This window comes from Promicromonospora sp. NPDC050249 (assembly GCF_040656015.1).
GTDB lineage: Bacteria > Actinomycetota > Actinomycetes > Actinomycetales > Cellulomonadaceae > Promicromonospora.
The window spans coordinates 24,089-48,547 of record NZ_JBFAKY010000018.1; the positions used below are offsets into that span (position 1 = coordinate 24,089).

The window sequence follows — 24,459 nt, forward strand, 5'->3', positions numbered from 1 at the left end:
TGTCACTCGGGCGCACGTCACTCGGGCGCATGGCTCGCGCCGAGGAGCTCGCGCAGACGCTCGGCCGCCGCGGTGAACCGGGGGTCGGCGAGCGTCGCGCCGTAGGCTCGGCGGTCCGGCAGGCCCGGTTCGAGCGTCTCCAGGATCCGGCCGGGACGCGGGCTCATGACGACGATCCGGCTGCCCAGGTACACCGCCTCCGGCACGGAGTGGGTCACCAGCACGACCGTGGTCCCGGTCTCCCGCCAGATCCGGTTCATCTCGATGTTCATCTGCTCGCGCGTGAGCGCGTCAAGTGCGCCGAACGGCTCGTCCATGAGGAGCACCCGGGGCTCGTGCAGCAGCGCGCGGCACAGCGCGACCCGCTGCTGCATGCCGCCGGACAGCTCGTGCGGAAGGGCCTTCTCGAACCCCGTGAGGCCTGTCAGCTCGATGAGATGGTCCGCACGCTCCTGCGCGCGGCGCCGGTCCATCCCGCGCATCTCGGCCTGGAGCAGGATGTTCCTGCGCACGCCCCGCCACTCGAGCAGGGCCGAGCGCTGGAAGGCGAACCCGATGTCGCGCTGCGGCGCGGTGACCCGCTGCCCGTACAGGCGCACCTCACCCTCGGTGGCGCGGGTCAGGCCCGCGATCATCTTCAGCAGCGTCGACTTGCCGCAGCCCGACGGACCCGCGATGGTGACGAACTCGCCGGGCAGCACGGCGAGGGACACGTCGTCGAGCGCGACGGTCTCCGAGCGTTTCGACACGAACCGCTTCGTGAGGTGCGAGACCTCGATGATCGGCTCGGTATCGACGATCCGGGCGGATGCTCCGACGTCGGTCGTGGCGGTCACAGGTCCTCCCCGAAGGTCGCGTCCCAGTAGGTGTCCGGCGTCGTCGGGCCCTCGAAGTCCGTGTTCTCGGACAGGAAGGTCAGCGTGTCGGTCCACTGCTCCTCGGAGTTGACGCCGGGAGCGGGGGCGCTCTCGAGGTCGAGGAGGCCGATCGTCGCCTCGAGCTGTGCCGCCAGCACGCTCTCGTCCGGCGCCTGCTCCGCACCCGCCGCCATCGCGGTGACGGCGGCCTCGGGATCCTCCGACGCCGCGAGGAACGCCTCCGACGTCGCCCGCACCATCGCCTGGACGAGCTCAGGATCGCTCTCGATCGTCGCCTCGTTCGCCACGAGGCCCGTACCGAGCAGGTTCATGCCGAAGTCCGAGAACGGGAGCGCGGACACCTCCTTGTCCGTCTGGTTCTCGATCGTCGGTGCCTGGTCGTGGTGGAAGCCCTGGATCGCGTCGACCTTGCCCTCGATCAGCGCGGCGATCTTGCCCGCGGCGTCGACGTTGACCACCGTCACGTCGGCGGGGTCCACGCCGTTGAGCTCCAGCCACGCGGGGAACGTGCCGTACATGGCGTCGCCCGGGGTGCCGCCGACCGTCTTGCCCACGAGGTCGGCGGGCTCGGTGATGCCCTGGTCGTCGAAGAACTCGACCGAGCTGGGGCCGGTCTGCAGGAAGACGCCGACGCTGCGCACCGGCATGCCCGAGCTGATCCCGTTCGCCAGGGGCGGGGTGTCCGCCCACCCGAAGTCGGTGTTGCGCTGCGCCACCTGCTGGACGGTGTTGCCGGAGCCGTTGCCCGGCTGGATCGTCAGGTCGATGCCCGCGTCCTCGAAGATCCCCTGCTCGACGCCGTAGTAGAACGGCGCGTGCTCGCCGTACGGGACCCAGTTCAGGGTCACCGTGACCTCGCTCAGCCCCTCGGCGTTCTGACCCGGGGAGTCCCCTGCGGTCTGCCCGCAGGCCGAGACCGCTGCCACCGCGACGCCTGCCACTGCCAGCGACTTTCCGAACGTGCCACCACGCATGGGTAGAGCCTTTCTGCTCGTTCCGCCGTCTCGGACGGGGCGGACCTGGGAGTCGTGCCTGACGGTCCGGAGGGTCATACCGTCGCGAGCGCGAGGTTGCCGCGCCGGGACGCGTGCCACGGGATGAGGAGGCGTTCGAGCACCTCGACCAGGACGAAGAGGACCACTCCGATGAGCGACATGAGGATCAGGTCGGCGAACAGCAGCGGCGCGTCGAGGTTGCCGCTGGCGAGCAGCAGCACGTACCCGAGACCGCGGTCGGCGCCCACGAACTCGCCGACGACGGCACCCACGACAGCCAGCGTGACCGCTACCTTCAGGCCGGACATGAGCTGCGGGAGGGCCCCGGGGAAGCGGATCTTGCGGAACGTCTTCCACCGGGAGGCGCCCATGGTCGCGGACATCTCCAGCAGCTCGGGGTCGACGGAGCGCAGCCCCGCGACGGCGGAGACCACTACCGGGAAGAAGGCGATGAGCACGGCCAGGACGATCTTCGGCGTCATCCCGAACCCGAACCAGACCACGAGGATCGGCGCGATCGCGATCTTGGGGATGACCTGGGCGAAGAGGATGAGCGGATAGAGGGACTTCTCCGCCGTCCTGGAGTAGACCAGCAGCACCGCCGTCGCCACGCCGATCACCGCCGCGAGCACGAACCCGACGATCGTCTCCAGCGTGGTCACCCATGTGTGCTCCAGGAGCATCGACCAGTCGGCGACCATCGTCTCCGCGACCGCGCCCGGTGCGGGCACCAGGTAGGCGGGAACCAGCTCGCGCCAGGCCACGAACCACCACACGGCGAAGAGCCCGAGCAGCACCGTCACCGGCCTCCAGGACTCCGCCAGCAGCGTCAGTGCGCGACTCCCGATCGACGTCTCGCCGACCCGGTCCGGCGGTACCGGCCGGGTCCGGCGCGACGTCGGCGAGGTGGCGCGGGCTTCCTGGGTGGTCACCATGGCGTGATCCTCCATAGTTCGCTCTTTCCGTTTCGTCGCACGGGTCGACGTCGACAGTCCGCGCGACAGCGGGTCAGGGCACACCGGACGTCGTCGTCCGGGTAGCGCCGGTCGGTAGAGCAGGTCAGCAGCCCCGGCTGTCGGAGCTGCGCGTCACCAGGGACACTATGAGGCGGGTCAGGGCCGGACAACGAGTTGCCACTTGTTGCCCCGCCGCCGCGTGCACCCCGCGGCATGCGGTTGCCATCGGGCTCGGATCAGCTGTCGTGCGGTGCCGCGACTGCGTCGAGGTCGACCGCGACCGAACGGAAGCCCGCCGAACGCACGGCACGAAGGACCTCCCCGCGCAGTGGCTCCGCCGCCAGGCTCGCGAGGTCGCCGTGCGGCGCCTCGAGCCGGGCCAGATCACCGTGGTGCCGCACGCGGATGCCCTCGAGCCCCAGCCGCCTGAGCTCGCTCTCCGCTGCCTCGACCTGGACCGCCTCGTCCGCCACGGTGTCGTCCAGCACGTCGAGGGGGGCGACCGGCTGCCCGCCGAGCTCGTGGTCGTCCCCGGGTGGCGAGCTCGTCCCTGTGCCCGCGGCGCGCATGGTCATGCTGTCATTCGAGGGTGCCGCACCAGGACAGTCAAGGTGTTGCCACCTCTTGCCGGGCGGGCAAGGACGTGTCACACCCGGGCCGACGGGGGCAAATGGTTGCCGCCGACCGTCAGCTCGCCGTACGCTCCCCGCGCATGGGCGAAACTGGCGATACCGGGAACTCTCGCACCAGACCGACCATCTACGACGTCGCCAAGGCCGCGGGCGTGGCGCCCTCGACGGTCTCGCGGGCGTTCTCCAGGCCCGGACGGGTCAATGCCGAGACGGCAGACCGCATCCGTCGTGTCGCCCACGAGCTCGGCTACCGGATGAACCCCATCGCCCGCGGCCTGCCGGACGGCAGGACCGCGCTGCTGGCGATCATCGTGGCCGACCTGACCAACCCGTTCTTCTTCGAGATCATCCGGAGCGCCGAGAAGACCGCCATCGACTCCGGGTACACGCTCCTCGTGGTGGACGCGCACGAGTCGGGCGAGGCGGAACGCCTGGCCCTTGAGCGGACCCTGCCCCTGGTGGAGGGGGTCGTCCTCGCCACCTCCCGGCTCTCGGACTCGGCGATCCGGGCCGTCGCCAAACAGCGCCCGACGGTCGTGATGAACCGCGTCGTCACGGACGTGGCGAGCGTCATCACCGACAACGCCCGCGGGATGCGGCGCGCCGTCGAGCACCTCGCGGGCCTCGGGCACACCCGGATGACGTACCTGGCCGGCCCCGAGGCATCCTGGGCCGACGGCATGCGCTGGCGCGCCTTCCGCGAGGCGTCCCAGGAGCTCGGCCTGAAGGCACGTCGCCTCGGCCCGTTCGCACCGACGCTCGCCGGAGGGCTCTCTGCCGCCCAGGCGCTCACCGCGCATACCGCTACCGCGACGGTCGCCTACAACGATCTCCTCGCGATCGGCGCGATGCGCGGGCTCACACGGCTCGGGGTCGAGATACCCCGCGAGCTGAGCGTCGTCGGCTTCGACAACATCTTCGGCTCCGACTTCTGCACCCCGCCGCTGACGACGGTCGCCGCTCCCCTGCGCCACTTCGGGACGTTCGCCGTCCAGCGCCTCCTCAACCAGCTGCGCAACCCGTCGCCCGCCCTGTCGGTGCCCGCCCTGCTCCCCGCGAAGCTCGTCGAGAGAGGCTCGACGGCTCGACGGGCCTGACGCCCGCGGACGACGGAGCGCACGCACGCCGTCCGTCGTCGCGCAGGGGCAACAAGCGGCAACTCGTTGTCCGGCGTCATCCCGGACCGCATAGTGACGGAGCGCGCCCACGCCTCCGGCGTCCGTGCGCGGTCCCGCACAGGCAAGGTCCTCAACGGAGAGGCAGGCCCATGGAACGCCGATCGACCCACCGCACGCTCGCCGCGATACTCGGCGTGCTCGTGCTGCCGTTCACGGTGCTGCCGGCGCAGGCCGGCACCCGGGTCCCGGCGCAGGCGGCCGCCGACCCCACGCGACCGCAGGAACCAGGTGTCACGCTCCGGGTATTCGACGTCCAGGTCCCGCTGGACGACTACTGCACGCTCAAGCCGGGCCAGACCCCGAACATCGACAAGCTGATGCCGACGATCGACTGGCGCACGGCTGCGGACTTCGGCCTCGCCGACCGGTTCGTCACCGAGGTCACGGGCTACCTGAACGTGCCCTCCGCCGGCACCTACGACTTCCGGATCACCAGCGACGACGGGGCACGGCTGCTGGTCGACGACACCCTCGTGGTCGACCACCCGGGCAAGCACGGGGCCACCCCGAAGGAGGGGTCGGTCGCGCTGGAGGCCGGGTACCACGCACTGCGCATCGACCACTTCGACGGCGACTTCGGCCAGCAGCTCACGCTGGAGTGGCGCCCGCCGGGCGCCTCCGGCTTCGCCCTGGTGCCGAGCTCCGTGCTGAGCACCGACGCCGACGTCACGCGTGTCACCTCGCCGGGACGCAAGTCCTGCGAGGGAGTGAGCGAGGCCCCGGGCGACGGGCTGCCGCTGACCGGGGTGCACCCCGACTACACCCTGACCGACCTGCGTCCGGACGGCTTCGAGCCGCAGGTCACGGGCATGGACTGGCTGCCCGACGGCCGCATGGCCATCGCCACGTGGGGCGGTGACCGCGAGACGGTGCTCGGCGAGGTGTACCTGGTCGAGAACGTGACGGGCGACAGCGGCGCCGAGGAGGTGACGTACACGAAGATCGCCGAGGAGCTCGAGGAGCCGATGGGCCTCAAGGTCGTCGACGGCAGCATCTACGTGTCCGAGAAGCACGGGCTGACCGAGCTCGTGGACACCGACGGCGACGAGGTCACCGACGAGTACCGCGAGGTCGCGACCTGGCCGTTCGGCGGCAACTACCACGAGTTCGCGTTCGGCCTGCTGCACGAGGACGGGTACTTCTACGTCTCCACGGGCATCGCCATGGTGCCCGGCGGCGCCACCGCCGACCCGCAGCTCGTCGAGAACCGCGGATCGGTGCTGAAGATCGACGAGGACACCGGCGAGATCGAGTACCTGGCGGGCGGCCTGCGCACCCCGAACGGCCTCGGCTTCGGGACCGACGGCGGCATGTACGTCACCGACAACCAGGGCATGCACGTGCCGACGTCGAAGCTGGTACGCGTCGAGGAGGGCGCGTTCTACAACCACTACACGAACCCGGACGGCCCGTACGACGACCAGCCGGTGACCGAGCCGGTGGTGTGGATGCCGCACGGCGAGATCTCGAACTCGCCGAGCAACCCGGTCATCCTCACCGAGGGCGTGTTCACCGGGCAGATGGCGATCGGCGACGTGACGTACGGCGGTCTGCAGCGCGTCTACCTGGAGGAGGTCGCCGGCCAGGAGCAGGGCGCCGTGTTCCGCATGACGCAAGGGCTGGAGTCCGGCGTCAGCAGGACGAGCGTCGGGCCGGACGGCTCGATCTACGTCGGCGGTATCGGCTGGTCGGGCAACTGGGGCCAGGCCGGCAAGCTCGGCTACGGCCTGCAGAAGCTCACCTTCGACGAGAGCCGGGCGTTCGACATGCTCGAGATGCGCGCGGTCGAGGGCGGTTTCGAGATCGAGTACACGCAGCCCCTGTCGGTCGGGACCGCCGAGAACCTGGCCGAGAAGTACGAGGCGGCACAGTGGCGCTACGTCTCGACGCCGCAGTACGGCGGGCCCAAGGTCGACGAGGAGGACCTGTCGGTCACCTCGGCCACGCTGTCCGAGGACCGCAGGACGGTGACCCTGATGATCGAGGGGCTCAAGCCCGGCCGGGTCGTCAACGTGCACTCCCCGCGGCCGTTCGCGGCCGAGGGCGGCGAGGAGCTGTGGAGCACCGAGGCCTGGTACACGATGAACCGCCTGCCCGACGGCTCGACGCCGCCGCCCGTCTACGAGGCCGAGGCTGCCGACATCTCCGGCGGCGCCGGCTGGAACACCAACCACGCCGGGTACTCGGGCGCCGGCTTCGTGGACCGCAACTGGGAGCCGGGCGCCCGCACCACGTTCGCCGTCGAAGCCGGCGAGGCCGGACCGCACGACCTGGCGCTGCGCTACGCCAACGGACAGAACTCCGACCCGAGCCCGACGCCACGATCGATGAGCCTCTACGTCAACGGCGAGAAGCAGAAGCAGGTCTGGCTCGACAGCACCGTGCGCTGGTCCACCTGGTCGACGCAGACCGAGACGGTAGAGCTGAGAGAGGGCGCCAACACGATCGCCTACGTGCACGACGATGACGACCTGGGGCACGTGAACCTCGACAACCTCACCGTCACGCCCAGCGAGCGCACCGCCCTGTTCGACGGCGGCGACCTCGACGCCTGGGAGAAGGCGAGCGGCGGGCCCGCGACATGGCCCGTCGCGGACGGCACCATGGAGTCCTTCGGCGGTGACATCCGCACCAAGGAGAAGTTCGGCGACTTCCGGATGCACGCCGAGTGGTACCAGCCGGAGCACGCCGACGACGTGACCGGTCAGGCCCGCGGCAACAGTGGCGTCTACATCCAGGAACGCTACGAGGTCCAGGTGCTGGAGTCCATCGGCATCGAACCGCCGAAGAACAACGACGCCGGTTCGGTCTACCTGAAGAAGGCCCCGGACGTGAACGCCGCGACCGAGATGGGCACCTGGCAGACGTACGACATCCAGTTCCGCGCCGCACGCTTCGCCCCGGACGGGACCAAGACCGAGGACGCGCGGCTCTCGCTCTGGTGGAACGGACAGCTCGTGCACGACGACGTCGCGATCGACGGCAAGACGGGCAACGGCAACAACGAGGGGCCGACGCCGGGCCACATCAAGCTCCAGGACCACGGGGATGCGGGCCTGAACCCACGGTTCCGCAACATCTGGATCGAACGCCTGACCGGGCAGGAGACCTCCTCAGCGCTCGCGTCCAAGGTCTCGGCGCGGCTCGCCCCGCCGAGGATCACGGCGGGCAGGGACGCGCAGGCCGTGGTCCGGGTGCCCGGCGCCAAGGGTCGGCCGACCCCGACGGGGACGGTCCGGGTCTCCGTCGGCGACGAGTCGGTCCAGGCCACGCTCGGCCGCGGCCAGGCACGGGTCGACATCCCGACATCGGGGCTCGCGAAGGGCGTGCACCCGGTGACGGTGCAGTACCTCGGCGACCTGCTGTACGGGCGCAGCACGACGACGGTCGACCTGACCGTCCGCTGATCTGGTCCCTCTGATCTGGTCCCTCGAAGGAGAGGTTCATCCGATGGAACGAACTGCCAGCACCCCGACCCGCGCCCGGATGCGCACCGCCAGGCCGTGGCTCGCCGTCGCGTTGGTCGCCACGCTGTCCCTGCCGGTCCTGGCCGCTCCCGCGGGAGCGGCCAGGACCAGCGACAGCGAGGCGGCCGGGACCAGCGCGTGCACGTACGGCTACACCAGCGAGGCCACGGTCTATTTCGGCGCCGACGCCGACTCGGGCGTGGCGAACCACGGGACCCGCTCAGGCTGCACCGTCATGGACGAGATCATGGCCGACGCGCCGTTCGCGACCCACGGCAGGTTCGTCCGGACGGTCAGCTCCGTGACCAAGGGCCTCGTGCGCGAACGGGTCCTCACCGCCCGCGAGCGCCGGGACATCCTCCGTGCCGCGGCCGCCTCGGAGGTGGGCAGGTCCCACCCGGTCACCGGCGAGCGGTCGGTCGACCTGTCCGCGATCGGCCTGGTGGGCTACACGGTCCGCGCGACCATGCCGACCGACGCCGAAGGGACGCTCGGGGCGCTGGCCGAGTGCGGCTTCCGGAACATCGAGCCCTCGGGCAGCGCGGGCAACTTCTACGGCTACACGGCCGCGGAGCTGGCGCCGCTGACGGACGGGGCGGGGCTCGAGGTGCCGTCGCTCGGTGTGAGCCTGTCGAACCTGCAGAACGACGTGGACCTGGTCGTCGCCGAGGCGCAGGCGATCGGGGCCAGGTATGTGCGCGTCTCGGGCTCCGGCTCGTGGACGCTGGCGGACTACTCCCGGACGGCCGCGATCCTCAACGAGGCGGGTGAGGCGCTGGGCGCCGAGGGTATCCGGGTCGCGTACCACAACCACGGGTACGAGTTCGAGACCGAGGAGGACGGCGTCACGGGCTACGACGTCCTCGTCCGCGAGACGAACCCAGCGTTCGTCACGATGGAGCTCGACGTGTACTGGGCGGCCAGCACGGACACGTCCGCCACGGACCTGTTCGCGCGCTACCCGGGCAGGTTCGAGCTGCTGCACCTCAAGGACATCGCCGAGGACGGCTCCTTCGCGGACGTCGGCGCGGGGACCATCGACTTCGCCAAGATCTTCGCCACCGCGCCGCTCGCCGGGGTCCGGTACGGCTTCACCGAGCACGACCAGCCGTCTCCCGACGGCGTGACCTCCGCGTGCGTCAGCCTCGGCTACCTCGCCGCACTGCGCTACTGATCCGTCCGGCCTGCTGCCGGGCGAGGGCGCCGGCCCTTGCCCGGGAGTGCCGTACGCCTGCTCGCACCATCCGACCCAGCACGAGGGAGTGTTGATGTCTGCACCACACCGCCGGGCACACCGCCGGGCACTGGCTGCGACGACCGGTCTGGTCGTCGCGCTCGGTGCCCTCGTACCCGCCACGACCGCCGCCACCGCACACGACGCCCCGGCCGATTCCGACCATGCCGAGACCACCGAGTTCGACAAGGTCCCGCTGGTCACCGAGGGGCTCGCCGACCCGTTCGAGCTCGATGTGGCCGAGGACGGCCGCGTCGTCTACATCCAGCGCACCGGCCAGGTGGTCGTGCTGGAGCAGGACACGCTCCGCCAGACCACGGCCCTGGACCTCGACTACTCCCTCGACCTGCTCACGCAGTCCGACGGCCTCCTGGGCCTGACCCTGGACGACGACTTCACCGAGAACGGGTGGCTGTACCTGCTCTGGAGCGATCCCGACGTCGCGAAGATGAACCTCTCGCGGTTCACGATGGGGCCGGACGACACGATCGACCCGGCGTCGGAGAAGCGCCTGCTCGACTTCACGATCTGGCGTGGCGAGGGCCGCGCCAACTCTCACATGGCTGGCTCGCTGGCGATGGGTCCCGACGGGGACCTGTACGTGGCCACCGGTGACAACTCCGACCCCTTCGACCAGCAGGGCTACACCCCGATCGACGAGCGCCCCGGCCGCCGTGGGTGGGATGCGCAGGGCACGTCCGCCAACACGAACGACCTGCGCGGGAAGGTGCTGCGGATCACCCCCGAGGACGACGGCACGTACTCGATCCCGGACGGCAACCTGTTCGCGCCGGGCACGGAGGGCACCCGTCCCGAGATCTACGGGATGGGCTTCCGCAACCCGTTCCGGATCACCGTCGACCCCGGAACCGGTGCCGTGCTGATCGGGGACTACGGGCCCGATGCCCGTGTGGCCGACCCGCTACGCGGCCCTGACGGCCAGGTCGAGTTCATCCGGATGACTGAGCCGGGCAACCACGGCTGGCCCTACTGCCACGCGGACAACCAGGCGTACATCGACTACGACTTCGCCACGGGGGTCTCCGGTGGGGCGTTCGACTGCGCCAGCCCGGTCAACGAGTCCCCGAACAACACGGGCCTGCGCGAGCTTCCGCCGTCGCAGGAGCCGCTCGTCTGGTACGGCTACGGACCGTCCGAGGAGTTCCCCGAGCTCGGCTCCGGCGGAGCGGCGCCCATGGGCGGACCGGTCTACCGCTACGACCCGGAGCTCGACGTCAAGACGAAGTTCCCCGAGAGCTTCGACGGGCACTGGTTCGTCTCCGAGTACGCCCGCAACTTCTACAAGGTGCTCTCCCTGGACGAGGCCACCGGCGACCTGCTCTCGATCGACCCGTTCCTCGAGGGCGAGACGTTCGTCGCCCCCTTCGAGGCCGAGTTCGGCCCCGACGGATCGCTCTACATCATCGACTTCGGCCTCGGCCGGGGCGCCGGGCGTGGCAGCACCAACACCGACGCCGGCATCTACCGCATCGACTACGCGGCCGACGGCCGGCGGCCGATCTCGCGGTTCACCGCCGACGTCGACTCCGGTCACGAGCCGCTGACCGTGGCCTTCGACGGCGGCAGCAGCGAGAGCCCCGACGGGCTCGACATCACGTACGCGTGGGACTTCGAGAACGACGGCGTCGTCGACTCCACCGAGGCGAACCCGGTGCACACCTACACCGATCGCGGCCAGTTCAGCGCGCGCCTGACGGTCACCGACAGCGACGGGTTCACCGGCGTCTCCGTGCAGAAGATCACCGTCGGCAACACCCGGCCGGACGTCTCCTTCGGGGCGCCGTTCCATGGCGGCTTCGCCGAGCTCGGAGACACCGTCCCGTACTCCGTCGACGTGGCCGACGCCGAGGACGGTTCCACCGAGGCGGGCACGATCGACTGCGAGCAGGTCACGGTGAACACCCAGCTGGGTCACGACACCCATGCGCACCCGCTGGACAACTACACCGGCTGCTCGGGGTCCGTGTTCCTCGATCCGGCGGACCACGGAGTGGGGCAGAACGTCTACCCCGTGCTCGGTGCGGGCTACGAGGATCTCGGCGCCGACGGCGTCCCCGCTCTGGCCGGCCAGGAGGTCATCCACCTGCAGGTGCGCGACAAGGAGGCCGAGTTCTACGCCGAGAGCTCAGGTGTCACCGTGACCGACGACGCCGGGGCTCGGGGCGGCCGCCTCGTCAGCGATGTCGACCACGGTGACTGGATCGCGTTCGGACCGCTCGACCTCCAGGGCATCGACGGGCTGACGATCGGCGCCGTCCGCGGCGCGGCGGACGCCACCGTCACGGTACGCACCGGCAGCCCGACCGGACCGAGCCTCGGCCAGGTCCGGATCCGCGCGGCAACCGGTGCCGGACAAGTCGTCTCGCCCACCATCGACGTCGAGGACGACCAGGGTGCCACCACCCTGTACCTCGTCGTGACGAGCAAGCACGAGCCGGCCGGCGGTGCCGACCTCGGCCTCGACTGGCTCGTCTTTCACGGCCGCGGTGTCTCCGACGACACCGCCCCGGTCGTGACGGCCGAGGTCAGCCACCCGGTCGGGCCAGCAGGGCGCCCGGTCGAGCTGTCGGGCTCCGCGGTCGCACCCGAAGGGCGCGACATCGTCTCCTACCAGTGGGACCTCGGCGACGGGACGACGGCAGAAGGGCCCGCCGTCACACACGTCTACGAAGAGCCGGGCAGGTATACCGCCCGGCTGATCGCCACGGACAGCGAGGGCACCCGCGACTGGACGACGGCCGAGATCACGGTGCTCGGCGGCTGGAACAGCTGACCGAGGCCCGGTGCCCCTGGAACCCATCGGGTTCCAGGGGCACCTCGTCGATCGTCGCCAGCGGTTCCGGCCAGGGCCTTCTGGAGCAGCTCGATGACGGATCCGGTCCGGTGCGCGGCGGCCTACATCCCGGGACCGCCTACGACAGGACCGTCCCAGCTCCAGCAGCCGTTCGTCGTCGCGTCGACCGTACTCGTGGGGGCGGCGCCACGGCCGACGAGACCGGGAGGACGGCGTCAGCGTCAGTCAGGCGACTTTCGTTGACCGGAACGACGCCTGGGACCAGCATCGAGATCTCGGTCAGTGCCGATCACCGGAGGTTCTCGTGCGCAATGGACGATCAAGGTTCGCAGCGGGCCGGAGCCGCCGGTGGTCCCTGACAGTCATGATCATCCTGGTCGCGGCGAGCCTGGTGGGGCCGGGCCTGGTCACCGCCACCGCGACGCCGCCGACCACGCAGGCACTGGCCGGCGGAGTCACGTACCCGCCGCCCGTGATGTTCAGCGGATACCCGGTCGGCGACAGCCACTTCATGGGTTTCCCGTCCCTGTACAACGGGTCCTCGACCAACGGCGAGGGCGTCCGGGGCTCCCGCTACCTGCTCGGGCACTCCACCAACCGCGACACCGCCGGGCTGGGTGGGACCGTGCTGCGGCAGTCGCGTGACGGCGGGAACTTCCTGGTCATGGACAGCGCTGACGGCTACGTCCCGCCGTCCAACTTCGTGCGGCTCGCGGTCGCCAGTGGCGCCGTCTACGGGTTCACGGCCGAGGACCGCAGCTTGACCACCAAGACGCTGGAGCCCGACCAGCGGTGCACCGGCGACGCGTGCCGGCGTCAGTTCGACCGCTGGCTGCTGGCCGGCGACACCTGGCGACGGGCCGGCGAGGCGACGATCCAGTTCCCGGCCCGGGGCAACAACGTGGCGTGGGCGCGGCTCTACCAGGGGCCGATCCTGGCCGCCGACGGCCAGACCCTGCTCACCACCGTGTACGGCCGCTACGACCGCGACGAGAGCTGGGCGTACTTCTCGGCGGTGGCCGACAGCACCGACGACGGCGTCACCTGGACGGTCCGCAGCGAGCTGGCAGTCTCCACCACCGAACAGTTCAACGAGGCCAGCCTGGCCCCGTCCAGCGACGGCGGTCTGGTCGCGGTGATCCGCAAGGACGAGAACCTGCGTGGATCCCCGAACCCGAACATCCCGGCGAACGTCGCGCTCTACGTGCGGCGCTCCGCCACCCAGAGCGCCGCCGGCCCGTGGACCCCGCTCGACGCGAGCGCCCGGCTGGCCGCGGAGGGCGGCAACTCGCCGTCGATCGAGCTGCTGGGCAACGGCGCGCTGGTGATCGGTTCGGGCCGACCGGACAACCTGCTCCGGGTCTCCTACGACGGGCGCGGCACCAGCTGGTCGAGCCCGTTCGTGCTCTATCGCAACACCCCGACCACCGGCGGCGACGCTGACGGCTGGTACAGCTTCGACCCCTACAACGCTGCCGGGGATCGGGTCCGCCGGCCGATGCGACACCTCGGTTCCAGCACCACGATGGGGGTCGAGGCGATCAGCGGCAACCAGGTGCTGGTGGTCGGGGACAACTGTGCGTCCGGATGGGGCTGCCCCTGCCCGGCGACGGCGCAGAACCCGCGGGGCTGGGAGTGCCCGCAGCGCGCCGGCGGCTACCCCAAGGGGACGCAGAACGGGTTGTGGAGGACTACGGCCACCGTCGACAACGGCCGGACGGGCCGGCTCGACCTGCCCGGCATGTTCCAGCGGGACGAGCTGACCGTGCTCGACCCGACCTTCAGTCGCTACGGATCCTGCCCCCAGGGCCCGGCCGGGTGCAGGCAGTCGTACGCCGCCTTCGCCTTCGACGGCGATGTTCGACCCGACACCAGTACCGTCACGCCCGACCGCCGTCTCACGCTGCGACTGCCCCGGACCTATCGGCTGACCGGCGTGGGGGCGTACGCGTTCCTGCAGGGCAGCGCCGATCTGCGGATCGAGGTCTCGAACGACGGGACGACGTGGTCGACCCCGCCCCGGGCCGAGCGGGACGGCTACCTGCGCCCGTTCAGCGCGCCCGTCTCGGCGCAGTACCTGCGGATCAGCGATCCCAACACGATCACCGACCCGTTGGCCGCGTTCCTGAACGAGGTCGAGCTCTACGGCTCCTGACGGACCGGAGAGGACTCAGGCCCGGGGTTCCGAGGATCTCCGGGCCTGATATTGCAGCAGGGACAGGGAGTGCGGCGAGCGACCGCCACGTCATCGTCGGGGCCGGACGAGGCCGGCGTCGTAGGCGAAGATGATGGCGGCGGCACGGTCGCGGGCGCCGAGCTTGGTGAAGAGCGCGCCGACGTGGGTCTTGATCGTGGTCTCGGCGAGGTAGAGCTCGTCGGCGATCTCGCGGTTGGAGGCGCCGCGTGCCATCAGCCGCAGGACGTCGAGCTCGCGGCCGGTGAGCGCGTCGAGCCGGCTGTCGTAGTGGGCCGCCGGGCGGTTCGACCTGCGGTAGGAGTCGAGGATGGGCCCGAGGAGGGAGCCGTCGATCCAGGTCCCGCCGGAGGCGACCGTCCGTACCGCCTCGATCAGGTTCTCGGCGGTGGCGGACTTCAGCTCGAACCCCGCGGCGCCGGCATCGACCGCGGACCACAGCACCTCGTCGTCGTCGAACGTCGTGAGGATGCAGACCGGTGGGCCGTCGGCTGCCCGGAGCCGGCGCGTCGCCTCGATGCCGTCGACGCCTGGCATGCGCACGTCCATGCACACGACGTCGGGCGTGTGCCGGGCGACGGCCAGGGCGACGTCGGCGCCGTCCCCACGCTCGGCCACGACGCGGATGTCCGGCTGGCTGCGCAGGATCAGCCCGAGCCCCGCGCGCACCATCGGCTGGTCGTCGACCAGGAGCACCCGGATCATGCGGCGGTCCCGACGAGCCGGCGGGGCAGGCGTGCCTCGACCACCCAGCGGTCGCGGTCGGGGCCGGCGCGGAAGGTGCCGTCGATGGCGGCGACCCGGTGCTCCAGCCCTGCCAGGCCGAGGCCTGCGTCCGTGTCGGGGCCGGCTGGGCCGAGTGCGTTCTCGACGCGGACGGTGATCGCCTCGAGGTCGCCGTCGATCCGGATGGTCGCCTCGGGCGCGGGTGCGTGCTTGGCGACGTTCGTGAGGGTCTCGCGCAGCACGTCGTGCAGCACCAGGCGAGGTGCGGTCGAGACGTCGTCCAGCTCGCGGACGACGTCGAGATCGATCCGCATGCCCGCGTCGCGATACCTGGCCACGAGCCGCTCCACCTCCCCCGGCTCGACGGGCGCGGGCGCGCGGGTGCCCGCGTGCATGAGCATCAGGGCTTGGCGCAGCTCGTCCATCCCCTTGCGGCCCACCGCCTCGGCCTGCCGCAGGGCCTCCTCCGCCTCGGCGGGTGAGGACGCGAGGTTCAGCCGCGCACCCGACAGGTGCAGCAGGACGACGCTGAAGCTGTGCCCCACGAGGTCGTGCAGGTCGCGCGCCATGCGCTGGCGGTCCTCGGCGACGGCGGTCTCGGCGAGCTTGGTGCGGGTGCGGTCCAGCTCCTCGATCAGCGCCCACTGCTGCCCGACGACGTGCCCGAACCCCCAGCCGATCAGCAGCCCGCCGCACCAGATCCAGGCACCGATCCCCCGCGACCAGCTGCCGGTGTCCAGCGCCCAGACCAGGAACGGCGACGCCAGGCAGAGCACCATCACCACGAGATCCGCCCGGCGCACGGGACCGGCGGCGGCCACCGCCAGCGCGATGATCACCACCATGAAGCCGCTCTGGGTGACGACCGCGACGTCGCCGACGAACGTCGGGACCAGGACCCACAGGAGCAGGAACCAGCCCGGCATCGACGTCCAGAACGTGCGCACGATCAGCGCCGGGACCGTGACGAGTGCCAGGACCCAGCCCCAGTCCGACGTGTAGGCGAGGTTGAGCGCTCCCAGGCCGGTGCCGAGCACGGCCGCCGCGACGACGAAGCCGCCGCGATCCCGGAACAGTGAGCGCATCCCTGGAATATAGCCAGGCTCGCCCCCCGGCTCCGGCCGCAGGGCCGGTGCGCCTCCTCCCACGGGAGGAGACGACGCACCCCGTTCGGCCCCCAGGACCACCCGGTACGGCACCCGGCTCCGAGGACGGCGGGGTGCGCCGACTCCTACGTTCGTCGTGCTGGACCCGCGCCCCGCACCCGACCGCCCGCCGCACCCCTGGGAAGACACACGATGACGAACACCCCTGTCCCGGTCCGCAACCGCCGCCGCTGGTGGTGGGCACTGTGGGCGTTCCTGGCCGTCTCCGCGGCCGGGTTCGGCCTCACCTCCCCCGGAGCCCTGGTCATCGGCGGCGAGGACGCGAGCCTCATCCCGATCGACCCGGACGTCGCGGCACACTTCCTGTCCCTCGTGGTGCACGGTGTGCCCGGTGGCCTCGCCCTGCTCCTGGGCCCGTTCCAGTTCGTGACGGCGCTGCGGGTCCGCTACCCCGTCGCGCACCGCGCCATGGGCCGGATCTACCTGGTCGCCGTCGTCGTCGCGGCGGTCGCGTCCCTGTACGCGGCCACGGTCTCGCTCAGCGGCTTCTCGATCCAGGTCGCGTTCTACCTGCTCGCGACCGCCTGGCTGTTCACCGCCGCGCAGGCCTACCGGACCATCCGCCGCGGTGAGGTGCAGCTGCACCGGATCTGGATGATCCGCAACTACGCCCTGACGTTCACGGCCGTGAGCCTGCGCGTCTTCCTCCTCACCGGCACGGCGCTGATGCCGTCGTTCCCCGCGCTGGAGTTCGAGGCGGTCTACGACGCCAGCGGATGGGCCGCCATCGTCGTCAACGTCATGGTCGCCGAATACCTCATCATCCAGCGCACCCTCGCACCCCTCGCCCGGCGCAAGCAACCGCGGCCCCTCCCGAGGTCGTATGGCGCTCCCTGATCGACGGGCGGAGCTGGCCCCGCTGGTCCTCGGGCCTGGACGAACTGGTCGAGGAGCGCTCCAGCGGGCTCGCATACGAGGACGCCTCACAACGGGTGCGCGGGAGAGACCTGCTGGGTGTGCACGAGGACGTCGAACCAGTCCCGCAGGCTGCCGCCGTATGCGAGCGACGCGCTCCCGTACTCCGGTAGTCCGCGCGTCGTGAGCGGGGCATCGAGCCACCCGCGCACCGCCGGCGGAGCCGGGCGGCCCAGGTCGAGGACGAACTGCGCCGACCTGACGTCACCGAGCGGCTCCTCGAACCAGCCGGTGCTCGCCGGCGGCAGATCGACCGTGTGGCCCTCACCGGTGAGGTAGGTGCCGTGATCGAACGTGAAGCCGACGGTCACGTAGCCGTGCCCGTACCAGTCCTCGAGGTGGGACCCCGCACTGGCGAACGTGGTGTCCGGCTCGCCCGGCTCCGTGATCGTCAGCTGCGACACGTCGGCGACGTGCGCAGATGCCCCCCAGTAGACGGTGCGAGCACCGGTGTGCCGCTGCCACCAACGAATGTTCTGTGCCGATCTCGCGTCCCGATAGTCGGGGATGTCGCCCCACGGCAGGCTGAAGCCCTCGTACCAGGAGTGGATCTGGCGGGCGTTGTGCATGGCGACCTCACGGCCCTCACCGTGCGGGACGGTGGCGACCAAGCGCTCCAGGGCGGCCGCGGCGTCGACGCAGGGAGCCTTGTCCGCGATCGCCATGTAGGCCCATAGGTGCTCTCGGATGGTGTCGCTGGTCGGTTCCAGCAGCTCGTAGTGGGCTCGTAGCTCGGTGAGCTTGTCGGGCGCGTTCGCAGCGACGTAGGCCTCGACCGCGTCGTAGGCGGCCGGCCCGGTCGCGAAGTACTCGGCGCCGGCGACCTCGACGTCGTCAGCGTGCGTGTCGTTGTAGTGCCGGACCCACTGGAGAACGCTCCGCATCTCGGTCGTCCGCCAGATGCTCTCCTGCGTGGCCAGGACGGTGTCGAGGTCGTCACGGGCGCCGAGCACGTAGTCGTTCACGCCGAGCGAGAGCGTCCAGTCCATCTCGAAGGCGATCGCACGCACTCCTGCGTGGGTGACAAGGTGCCGCAGGTAGCGAGCCTGCAGCGTGGTGACCTCGCTGATCGTGTGGCCCGGTTCGCCGAGACCGATGATCTGCGCACCGGCGGTGGCGCGTGTGATCGTCGTGAGGTCGGGACCGGGTCGGCGCGGGTCGTCCGGGACATGGACGGCGTGGTTCTCCGCCCACCGTGTGACCGGTGAGGCGGAAGTCGCCGGTAAAGCCTGCGCGGGCGCAGCTGTCAACGTGAGGGCGAGTGCGATCACGCCGCAGGCGAGACCGGACGCGGAGCTGGGGTTCTTCATCAGGACCTCCTGAGCGATGGTGTGACCCCACACTCGTGCGTCCAGCGCTGGAACACGTCCCGCAGATGGCGACACTTCGTCTACGTCATGCGACGTAGACCGGGTGAAGCGCGCTGAGCTCCGGGAACTGGGTGCGCATCAGCGCGTCGAACCCCGCACCGCAGACAGAACGCCCACTGCGCGAACTCGCATCGCCGACGGGCTCGTCTCACAGCGTCCGACCAGCGGGTCTTGCCTTGTGTTCAGTAGCACCTTTGGTCATGCTATGTCGGCTTTGCCCCAGTTGACCGAAGGACTTCGCACGCAATGGACACAGTTCTCAAGGAGGCTCCCCCACGGTCGGAGCCCTCGTCCGGGCCGGACGGCACACCGCCGACCAGCCCATCCGCCCCGCCACGACCGGACCGTCGATGGATCGTGGACGTCACGATCGGCGTCGTGTCGAGCCTCGCCGTCGGCCTGCTGCTGGCCGGCTACCAGGCGACGATCGACGACAAGCGGGAGCAGCAGACCCAGACCGTCGAGGCCGGCCGCGCCGAGCGCGACCAGGTGCTGGCCAACGTGACGTTCATCCGCGAGACCATCCGCGACGCCCCCGAGGGCCCCAAGCCGTTCCGCGGGATGAACCTGCGCGACGCCGACCTGTCGGGACTGGATCTCGGCTGCCCCGTGCACTACGTACCGGACGGCGGCTGGGCGAGGGACCACGCGGAGACCTGCGCCGACTTCACAGGTGCCGACCTGACCGGCGCGCGGCTGGACGGCGCGAACCTCACGGGCGCACTGCTGGTCGACGGCTCGCTGGAGCGGGTCTCGGCCGTCAACCTCTTCGCACCGGCCGCGTCGATCGGCGGCAACCTCGACGGCTCCACGTTCGACGGGGCGGTCCTGTTCGGGTCCGTGTTCCGGTCGCCCACAGGTGAGGTGTCGTTCGTGGACACGAGCCTCGACGGGGTCCAGGTGGAGAGCGACTCGGACGAGGGCTCGACCTTGGCCCTGACGCGGGTCACGATGACAGGGCTCCAGATCGGCTCGTCCACCGACGACTCCGCGGACGGCTGGGCCACGATCGACTGCCAGGAGGGGTTCGCCCAGGCCCGCCGGGGCGGCGTGGTGCAGCAGGTCGCCTCCTACGGCGAGCTGCCCGACGGCGGCCGCGTCCAGTGCGGCGACTACGGGGAGCGCTGCGAGGTCGACCGGTTCCCCCAGGTCGGCGCGCAACTGGTGGCTGGCGGCGTCTGGAAGATGCCCACCCCGGACTGCGCGGAGGGATCGACCGGGCAACCCCCGCAGGACACGCCCGCCAAGGACGTCACCGCCTTCTACGACGACCTGCTGCCCGACTGGACGCGCGAGGACATCGGGCTGGCCGAGAGCCTGTGACGGGGGCATCAGTGGGATTTCATCGATCAGTCGGCTCGGCGAACCGGTCCATCGGCAGCAGTGCGCGTGGTGGCATTGTGTCGATCACTGACGTGCACCGTGCTCAACGTTCTGCGTGACCCTGTGCGTCAGGTGTCGTCGCGACTGGCTGTCGCGGCGACACCGGACGCGGGGTCGGTGACGGGTAGCGTCGTGTTCGTGGTGGTCTCGCGCGATCGTCGAGCCCGGCACCCGGCGGGGTGTTGTCGGGTGAGGTCGTTGACCGAACGCAGAACCGGGGCTGAGGTGAATGCCTCGGGCTCGGCGGAAGTACGGATGCGCAGCTCACGTGTCTCACCGGGCAGCACCGTGATGAGGGAGTCGTCGGTGACCGCTTCGGGGTCGACTCGGTCGGCATGCACGACGATGTCCTTGACCACGGATGCACAGCTCAACCGCAGCACTACCTCGCCTCCGTCACGCGCAGTCTCGATGATCAGGGCGTCGTCGCGCAGGGCAAGCTTCGTGTCCTCGACGAAGTAGTGCAGTGCACGCTCGCCTGTCGACAGCTCGGCGACGACGAGCTCTTCGGTGGGGTCGGCGGGCACTAGCAGCTCGGTGACGAGTTCGAGCCTCTCCAGCGAGCGTGCTTCGATCAGCACATCCGTCTCGTGTCGGGCGAGCTCGGTGCCGTCGAGAGTGATCCGGCGCAGCACGACGTGTGCGCTCCACGGTTCGGTGGAGTCGTTGTGTAGCGCCAGGGCGACGCCGGCGGATGAGGGCTGGATCGTCGCCAGCCGGTCGGCGTAGGCCTTGCGCAGCGCGTACCAGAGTGGCTTGCGGCCACCGAGACCGTCGACGGCAGCCCACGAGACAACGGGCCAGCAGTCGTTGAGCTGCCAGACGATCGCACCGGTGTTCAGCGGGAAGAGGGACCGGAACCAGTCGATCCCGTAGCCGACAGCCCGGGCCTGGTTGAGCTGCGTGGTCGCGTGCCAAGTGTCGATGTCGCGGGGTTGTGGCAGGTGCGCGCCGAGACCGCGGTCGAGCTTGCCGTTACCGTCATTCGCCTTCTGATGCACGAGCATCTGGGGGCCGAAGGGGTCAAGGGGCTCGTCGTGCACGACCGCAGTGAGCGTCGACCAGTTGGGCGGGCCCTGGAATCCGAACTCAGAGACGAAGCGAGGCCGGTAGCTGCGGTAGTGCGTGTAGTCGACCTGGTTCCAGACGTCCCAGATGTGCACGGTGCCGTGGGCCGGGTCGTTGGGGTGCACGTACTTCGAGAAGCCGAACGGGCTGCCGTCGGAGTAGGGGGTGCCGGGGGCAAGCTCGGCGACGATCCCCGGGAAGAGCTCCGTGTAGTAGCGGTCGCCCCAGGACGCGCCGGCCAGCCGCGGGCGCCACCCCCAGTCGACCCAGCCCACGAGGTTCTCGTTGCCGCCGTTCCAGAGCGCGAGGCTCGGGTGCGCGGTGAGCCGTGTGACCGCCTCGCGCGCCTCGGCCTCGAACTCGCTCCACAGTGGCTCGTCCTCGGAGTACGCGGCGCACGCCAGGAGGAAGTCCTGCCAGACCAGTAGCCCGAGCTCGTCGCAGAGGTCGTAGAACTCCTCGCTCTCGTAGATCCCGCCGCCCCAGACGCGGACGAGGTTCACGTTGGCCTCGACGGCGTCGGTGAGGGAGCGTTCGAGGGAGTTCCGCGTGATGCGGGGAAGGAACGTGTCGTCGGGGATCCAGTTGACCCCCTTGGCGTACACCGGGCGGTCGTTGACGACGATCGTGAACGGCGTGCCCGCATCGTCCGGCGCCGTGTCGAGCGTGATGTCGCGGAAGCCGACGCGCGACTCCCACCGCTGCCCGGGGACGGTGACGGTGAGCGGGTAGAGCCGCTGCTTGCCGTGGCCGCGCGGCCACCACAACTCGACGTCGGGCACCTCGAGCTGGAGCACGATCTCGGCCACCCCGGGCTGCGCGGACGCCGACAGAACCTGACCTTCGAGATCGAGCGACACATCGACGAGGTCGGAGCCCGCCCACTCGAGGGCGACATGCGCGGTCAGCCGCCCGGCTGATCCGTCCAGGGCGACGAGCGGGCGTACGCTCGCGATCCGCGCACCCGACCAGCTCTCGATCCGTAGCGCCTTCCAGATACCGGAGGTCGCGAGGTCGGGGCCCCAGTCCCAGCCGAAGTTCGCCGCTGTCTTGCGGATGGCGTTGTAGGGGTGGTGGTTCGTGTGCGGCCGTTCGCCGAGCACCGCTTCCTGCTCCCGGGCGTACTCGACGGGCGAGCGGAACGTGACCCGCAGCTCGTTGTCGCCGTCTCGCAGCAGCGAGGCGATGTCGAAGCGGTAGCCGCGGTGCTGGTTCGCCGTGCGGCCGACCTCGACGCCGTTGAGGGTGACCGTCGCGACGGTGTCGAGACCGTCGGCCGCGAGCTGCGTGCGCGCCTCGCCGGTTCCCGCCCAGTCGAAGGTGCGTGAGTACTCCCAGTCGGTCAGCCCGATCCACTGCACTGCCGCCTCGTTCTCCCCGTCGTACGGGTCGGGGATGAGCCCAGCGGCGAGCAGGTCGAGATGCACCACACCCGGGACGGTTGCCGGGATGCCGGCCGTGAGCGGTTCGCGCAGCTGCTCGGGCACCGGTCCGGACAGGGCGCGAACGGTCCAGGCGTCGCCGCCCAGGTCATGGATCTGCATGGTCCTCATTTTTCGGGTCGGGTAGAGCGGGTCGAAACAGAGCAGGGCGATTCAGAGCGGGTTGGAGGCGAGGTACGCCGGTCGCGACCGGCGCTATCCCTTGAGCCCGCCCGACACGAGGTCGAGCCGCCAGTAGCGCTGCAGGAACAGCACGAGCGTGAGCAGCGGGATGATCGACACCGCCGCGCCGGCGATCGCCACGGAGTAGAGCGCCGGCGAGCCCGATCCCTTCGCGAGCAGGGTGAACAGGCCGACGGTGAGCGGGTACAGGTCCTGGTCCGACAGCATGATGTACGGCAGCAGGAAGTTGTTCCACGTGCCGATGAACTGCAGCAGGAACACCGTGACCATGCCCGGCACCATGAGCGGCAGCACGATGGTCTGGAAGATGCGCCACTCCCCCGCGCCGTCGATGCGCGCGGCCTCCAGGGTCTCCTGCGGCACCGCCGACATCGCGTACACCCGCGACAGGTAGATGCCGAAGGGGCTGATGATGCTGGGCAGCAGCACCGACCAGTGGGTGCCGACGAGCCCGAGCTGCGACAGCAGCAGGTACTGCGGCACCGCGAGCACGATGCCCGGGATGAGCACGCCCGCGAGGATCGACAGGAACAGGAACGAGCGACCGGGGAACGTGTACTTCGCGAGCGCGTATCCGGCCATGGTCGAGACGAGCACCGAGAGCAGCGACCCGACGCCGGAGTAGACCAGCGAGTTGAGGCACCACAGGAGGTACTGCCCGCCCTCGTAGGCGAACAGCGCGACCAGGTTCTCCCACAGCCCGGTGCCGGGCGCGAAGGTGAAGGTGGTGAACAGCTCGCCGCGGGTCTTGCTCGCGGCCACGTACACCCAGATCACGGGGATGAGGCAGTAGATGGCGCCGACCAGCAGCACGATCGTGGGCAGCACGCCCCAGCCGCCCTGGCGGGCGCGGTTGCGGGCGCGGTCGGACGGACGCCGCCGGGCGGTCAGCGCCGGCGCCGGCCGGGCGGTGGTGGTGGTCATCGTTCGACTCCTATGCGCTTGCGGTTGACGATCCGCAGGATGATCACCGAGACGAGCACGGTCCCGACGGCGAGCACGGTGGACGCGGCGGCCGCCTGGGGCAGGTCGTCGGTCCCGAAGGCGTCGCGGTAGATGGTCATCAGCGGGACCCAGGTGTTCGAGATGGCGCTCGTCATCGGCTGCAGGGTCGCGGGCTCGCTGTACAGCTGCAGGGTGCCGATCAGGGAGAACACGCCGGTGAGCACGAGGGCCGGCACCACGAGGGGCACCTTGATGCGCAGTGCGATCTGGGTCTCGCTGGCGCCGTCGAGGCGGGCGGACTCGTAGATCTCGCTGGGGATGCTCCGCAGCGACGTGTAGATGATGATCATGTTGAACCCGACACCGCCCCAGACCGCGATGTTCGCCAGCGAGCCGAACAGGCCCTGCTCCTCGAGGAACGGGATGGTGCCCAGCCCGAGCGCCCGCGTGATGTACGAGAACGGGCTCGTGCTCGGCAGGTACATGAAGCCCCACAGCAGCGCCGCGACGACGCCGGGCACCGCATAGGGGATGAAGATCGCCGTGCGGCCGAACCGCTTGAGCCGCGCGGCCGGGGTGTCGAGCACGAGCGCGAACAGCATCGCGAGGCCGAGCGTGAGCGGCACCGCGATGACGCCGTAGATCGCGAGCCGGCCGAAGCCGGCGGCGAACTCCGGGTTGGTCAGGACCGTGACGTAGTTGTCGAGGCCGACGAACACGTCCGTCTTGCGCCCCAGGAGCGCGCCCTCGATGCGGTAGGCGCGCAGGCTCAGCCAGACGGCGTAACCGACCGGGATGAGCATGAAGGCGATATAGAGGATCACCGCGGGGGCAGTGAACAGGTAGGGCGCGACCTGCGCCCGCCGGGGACGGCGGCGCGGGGCCTGTGCGGTGGTCGACATCTTCGCCGTC

17 protein-coding genes are annotated in these 24,459 nt (G+C 70.4%); 7 read left to right on the forward strand and 10 right to left on the reverse strand.

The genetic code is table 11. From position 1 onward, the window contains the following. Window positions 1-17 precede the first annotated feature (17 nt). The 4 genes from AB0I32_RS15995 to AB0I32_RS16010 form a co-directional block, all read right to left on the reverse strand. Window positions 18-836, reverse strand: a complete 819-nt coding sequence (locus AB0I32_RS15995) for an ABC transporter ATP-binding protein (RefSeq protein WP_357507633.1) — start codon at window positions 834-836, stop codon at window positions 18-20. Next, window positions 833-1,852, reverse strand: a complete 1,020-nt coding sequence (locus tag AB0I32_RS16000; RefSeq protein ID WP_357507634.1) for an ABC transporter substrate-binding protein — start codon at window positions 1,850-1,852, stop codon at window positions 833-835. The genes AB0I32_RS15995 and AB0I32_RS16000 overlap by 4 nt, the downstream gene beginning before the upstream one ends. Window positions 1,853-1,926: 74 nt before the next feature. After that, window positions 1,927-2,808 carry an ABC transporter permease gene (locus AB0I32_RS16005; RefSeq protein WP_357507636.1) on the reverse strand — a complete coding sequence of 294 codons (882 nt, stop codon included), beginning with the start codon at window positions 2,806-2,808 and terminating at the stop codon, window positions 1,927-1,929. Window positions 2,809-3,065: 257 nt separating this feature from the next. Further along, window positions 3,066-3,404: a hypothetical protein gene (locus tag AB0I32_RS16010; RefSeq protein WP_357507638.1), complete on the reverse strand. Its 339-nt coding sequence runs from the start codon at window positions 3,402-3,404 to the stop codon at window positions 3,066-3,068. Between the two features lie 137 nt (window positions 3,405-3,541). On the opposite strand from AB0I32_RS16010, the gene AB0I32_RS16015 reads away from it, so the two are divergent. The 5 genes from AB0I32_RS16015 (at window position 3,542) to AB0I32_RS16035 (ending at window position 14,310) form a co-directional block, all read left to right on the forward strand. Beyond that, window positions 3,542-4,558 carry a LacI family DNA-binding transcriptional regulator gene (locus tag AB0I32_RS16015; RefSeq protein ID WP_357507640.1) on the forward strand — a complete coding sequence of 339 codons (1,017 nt, stop codon included), beginning with the start codon at window positions 3,542-3,544 and terminating at the stop codon, window positions 4,556-4,558. Window positions 4,559-4,728: 170 nt separating this feature from the next. Then, window positions 4,729-8,046, forward strand: a complete 3,318-nt coding sequence (locus tag AB0I32_RS16020) for a family 16 glycoside hydrolase (RefSeq protein ID WP_357507642.1) — start codon at window positions 4,729-4,731, stop codon at window positions 8,044-8,046. A 43-nt stretch (window positions 8,047-8,089) separates the two neighbouring features. Further along, window positions 8,090-9,280, forward strand: coding sequence for a sugar phosphate isomerase/epimerase (locus tag AB0I32_RS16025; protein ID WP_357507644.1), 1,191 nt, complete (start codon window positions 8,090-8,092; stop codon window positions 9,278-9,280). Window positions 9,281-9,374: 94 nt separating this feature from the next. After that, complete coding sequence (locus AB0I32_RS16030) at window positions 9,375-12,134, forward strand: PKD domain-containing protein (protein ID WP_357507646.1); 2,760 nt, start codon at window positions 9,375-9,377, stop codon at window positions 12,132-12,134. Between the two features lie 385 nt (window positions 12,135-12,519). After that, window positions 12,520-14,310, forward strand: a complete 1,791-nt coding sequence (locus tag AB0I32_RS16035; protein ID WP_357507648.1) for a hypothetical protein — start codon at window positions 12,520-12,522, stop codon at window positions 14,308-14,310. A 90-nt stretch (window positions 14,311-14,400) separates the two neighbouring features. On the opposite strand, the gene AB0I32_RS16040 is transcribed toward AB0I32_RS16035, so the two are convergent. Next, on the reverse strand, window positions 14,401-15,054 hold the full coding sequence (locus AB0I32_RS16040; protein ID WP_357507650.1) for a response regulator transcription factor: 654 nt from the start codon (window positions 15,052-15,054) through the stop codon (window positions 14,401-14,403). Next, entirely contained in the window at window positions 15,051-16,160 is a 1,110-nt protein-coding gene (locus AB0I32_RS16045) for a histidine kinase (protein ID WP_357507652.1), read from the reverse strand. Before AB0I32_RS16045 ends, AB0I32_RS16040 begins: the two co-directional genes overlap by 4 nt. Before the next feature lie 213 nt (window positions 16,161-16,373). Between AB0I32_RS16045 and AB0I32_RS16050 the strand changes: the two genes are divergently transcribed. Beyond that, window positions 16,374-17,078 carry a DUF2306 domain-containing protein gene (locus AB0I32_RS16050; RefSeq protein WP_357507654.1) on the forward strand — a complete coding sequence of 235 codons (705 nt, stop codon included), beginning with the start codon at window positions 16,374-16,376 and terminating at the stop codon, window positions 17,076-17,078. Window positions 17,079-17,164: 86 nt separating this feature from the next. On the opposite strand, the gene AB0I32_RS16055 is transcribed toward AB0I32_RS16050, so the two are convergent. Continuing rightward, a complete protein-coding gene (locus AB0I32_RS16055) occupies window positions 17,165-18,466 on the reverse strand; it encodes an erythromycin esterase family protein (protein WP_357507655.1) in 1,302 nt (433 codons plus the stop codon). A 417-nt stretch (window positions 18,467-18,883) separates the two neighbouring features. Here AB0I32_RS16055 and AB0I32_RS16060 point away from each other — a divergent pair, with 417 nt between their 5' ends. After that, window positions 18,884-19,849, forward strand: coding sequence for a pentapeptide repeat-containing protein (locus AB0I32_RS16060; RefSeq protein ID WP_357507657.1), 966 nt, complete (start codon window positions 18,884-18,886; stop codon window positions 19,847-19,849). Window positions 19,850-19,977: 128 nt separating this feature from the next. Here the strand turns inward: AB0I32_RS16060 and AB0I32_RS16065 are convergent, their stop codons facing one another. The 3 genes from AB0I32_RS16065 to AB0I32_RS16075 form a co-directional block, all read right to left on the reverse strand. Then, window positions 19,978-22,521, reverse strand: a complete 2,544-nt coding sequence (locus AB0I32_RS16065) for a glycoside hydrolase family 2 protein (protein ID WP_357507659.1) — start codon at window positions 22,519-22,521, stop codon at window positions 19,978-19,980. A 93-nt stretch (window positions 22,522-22,614) separates the two neighbouring features. Beyond that, window positions 22,615-23,526: a carbohydrate ABC transporter permease gene (locus AB0I32_RS16070; RefSeq protein WP_357507661.1), complete on the reverse strand. Its 912-nt coding sequence runs from the start codon at window positions 23,524-23,526 to the stop codon at window positions 22,615-22,617. Next, window positions 23,523-24,449, reverse strand: coding sequence for a sugar ABC transporter permease (locus AB0I32_RS16075; RefSeq protein ID WP_357507663.1), 927 nt, complete (start codon window positions 24,447-24,449; stop codon window positions 23,523-23,525). The genes AB0I32_RS16070 and AB0I32_RS16075 overlap by 4 nt, the downstream gene beginning before the upstream one ends. Window positions 24,450-24,459 lie beyond the last annotated feature (10 nt).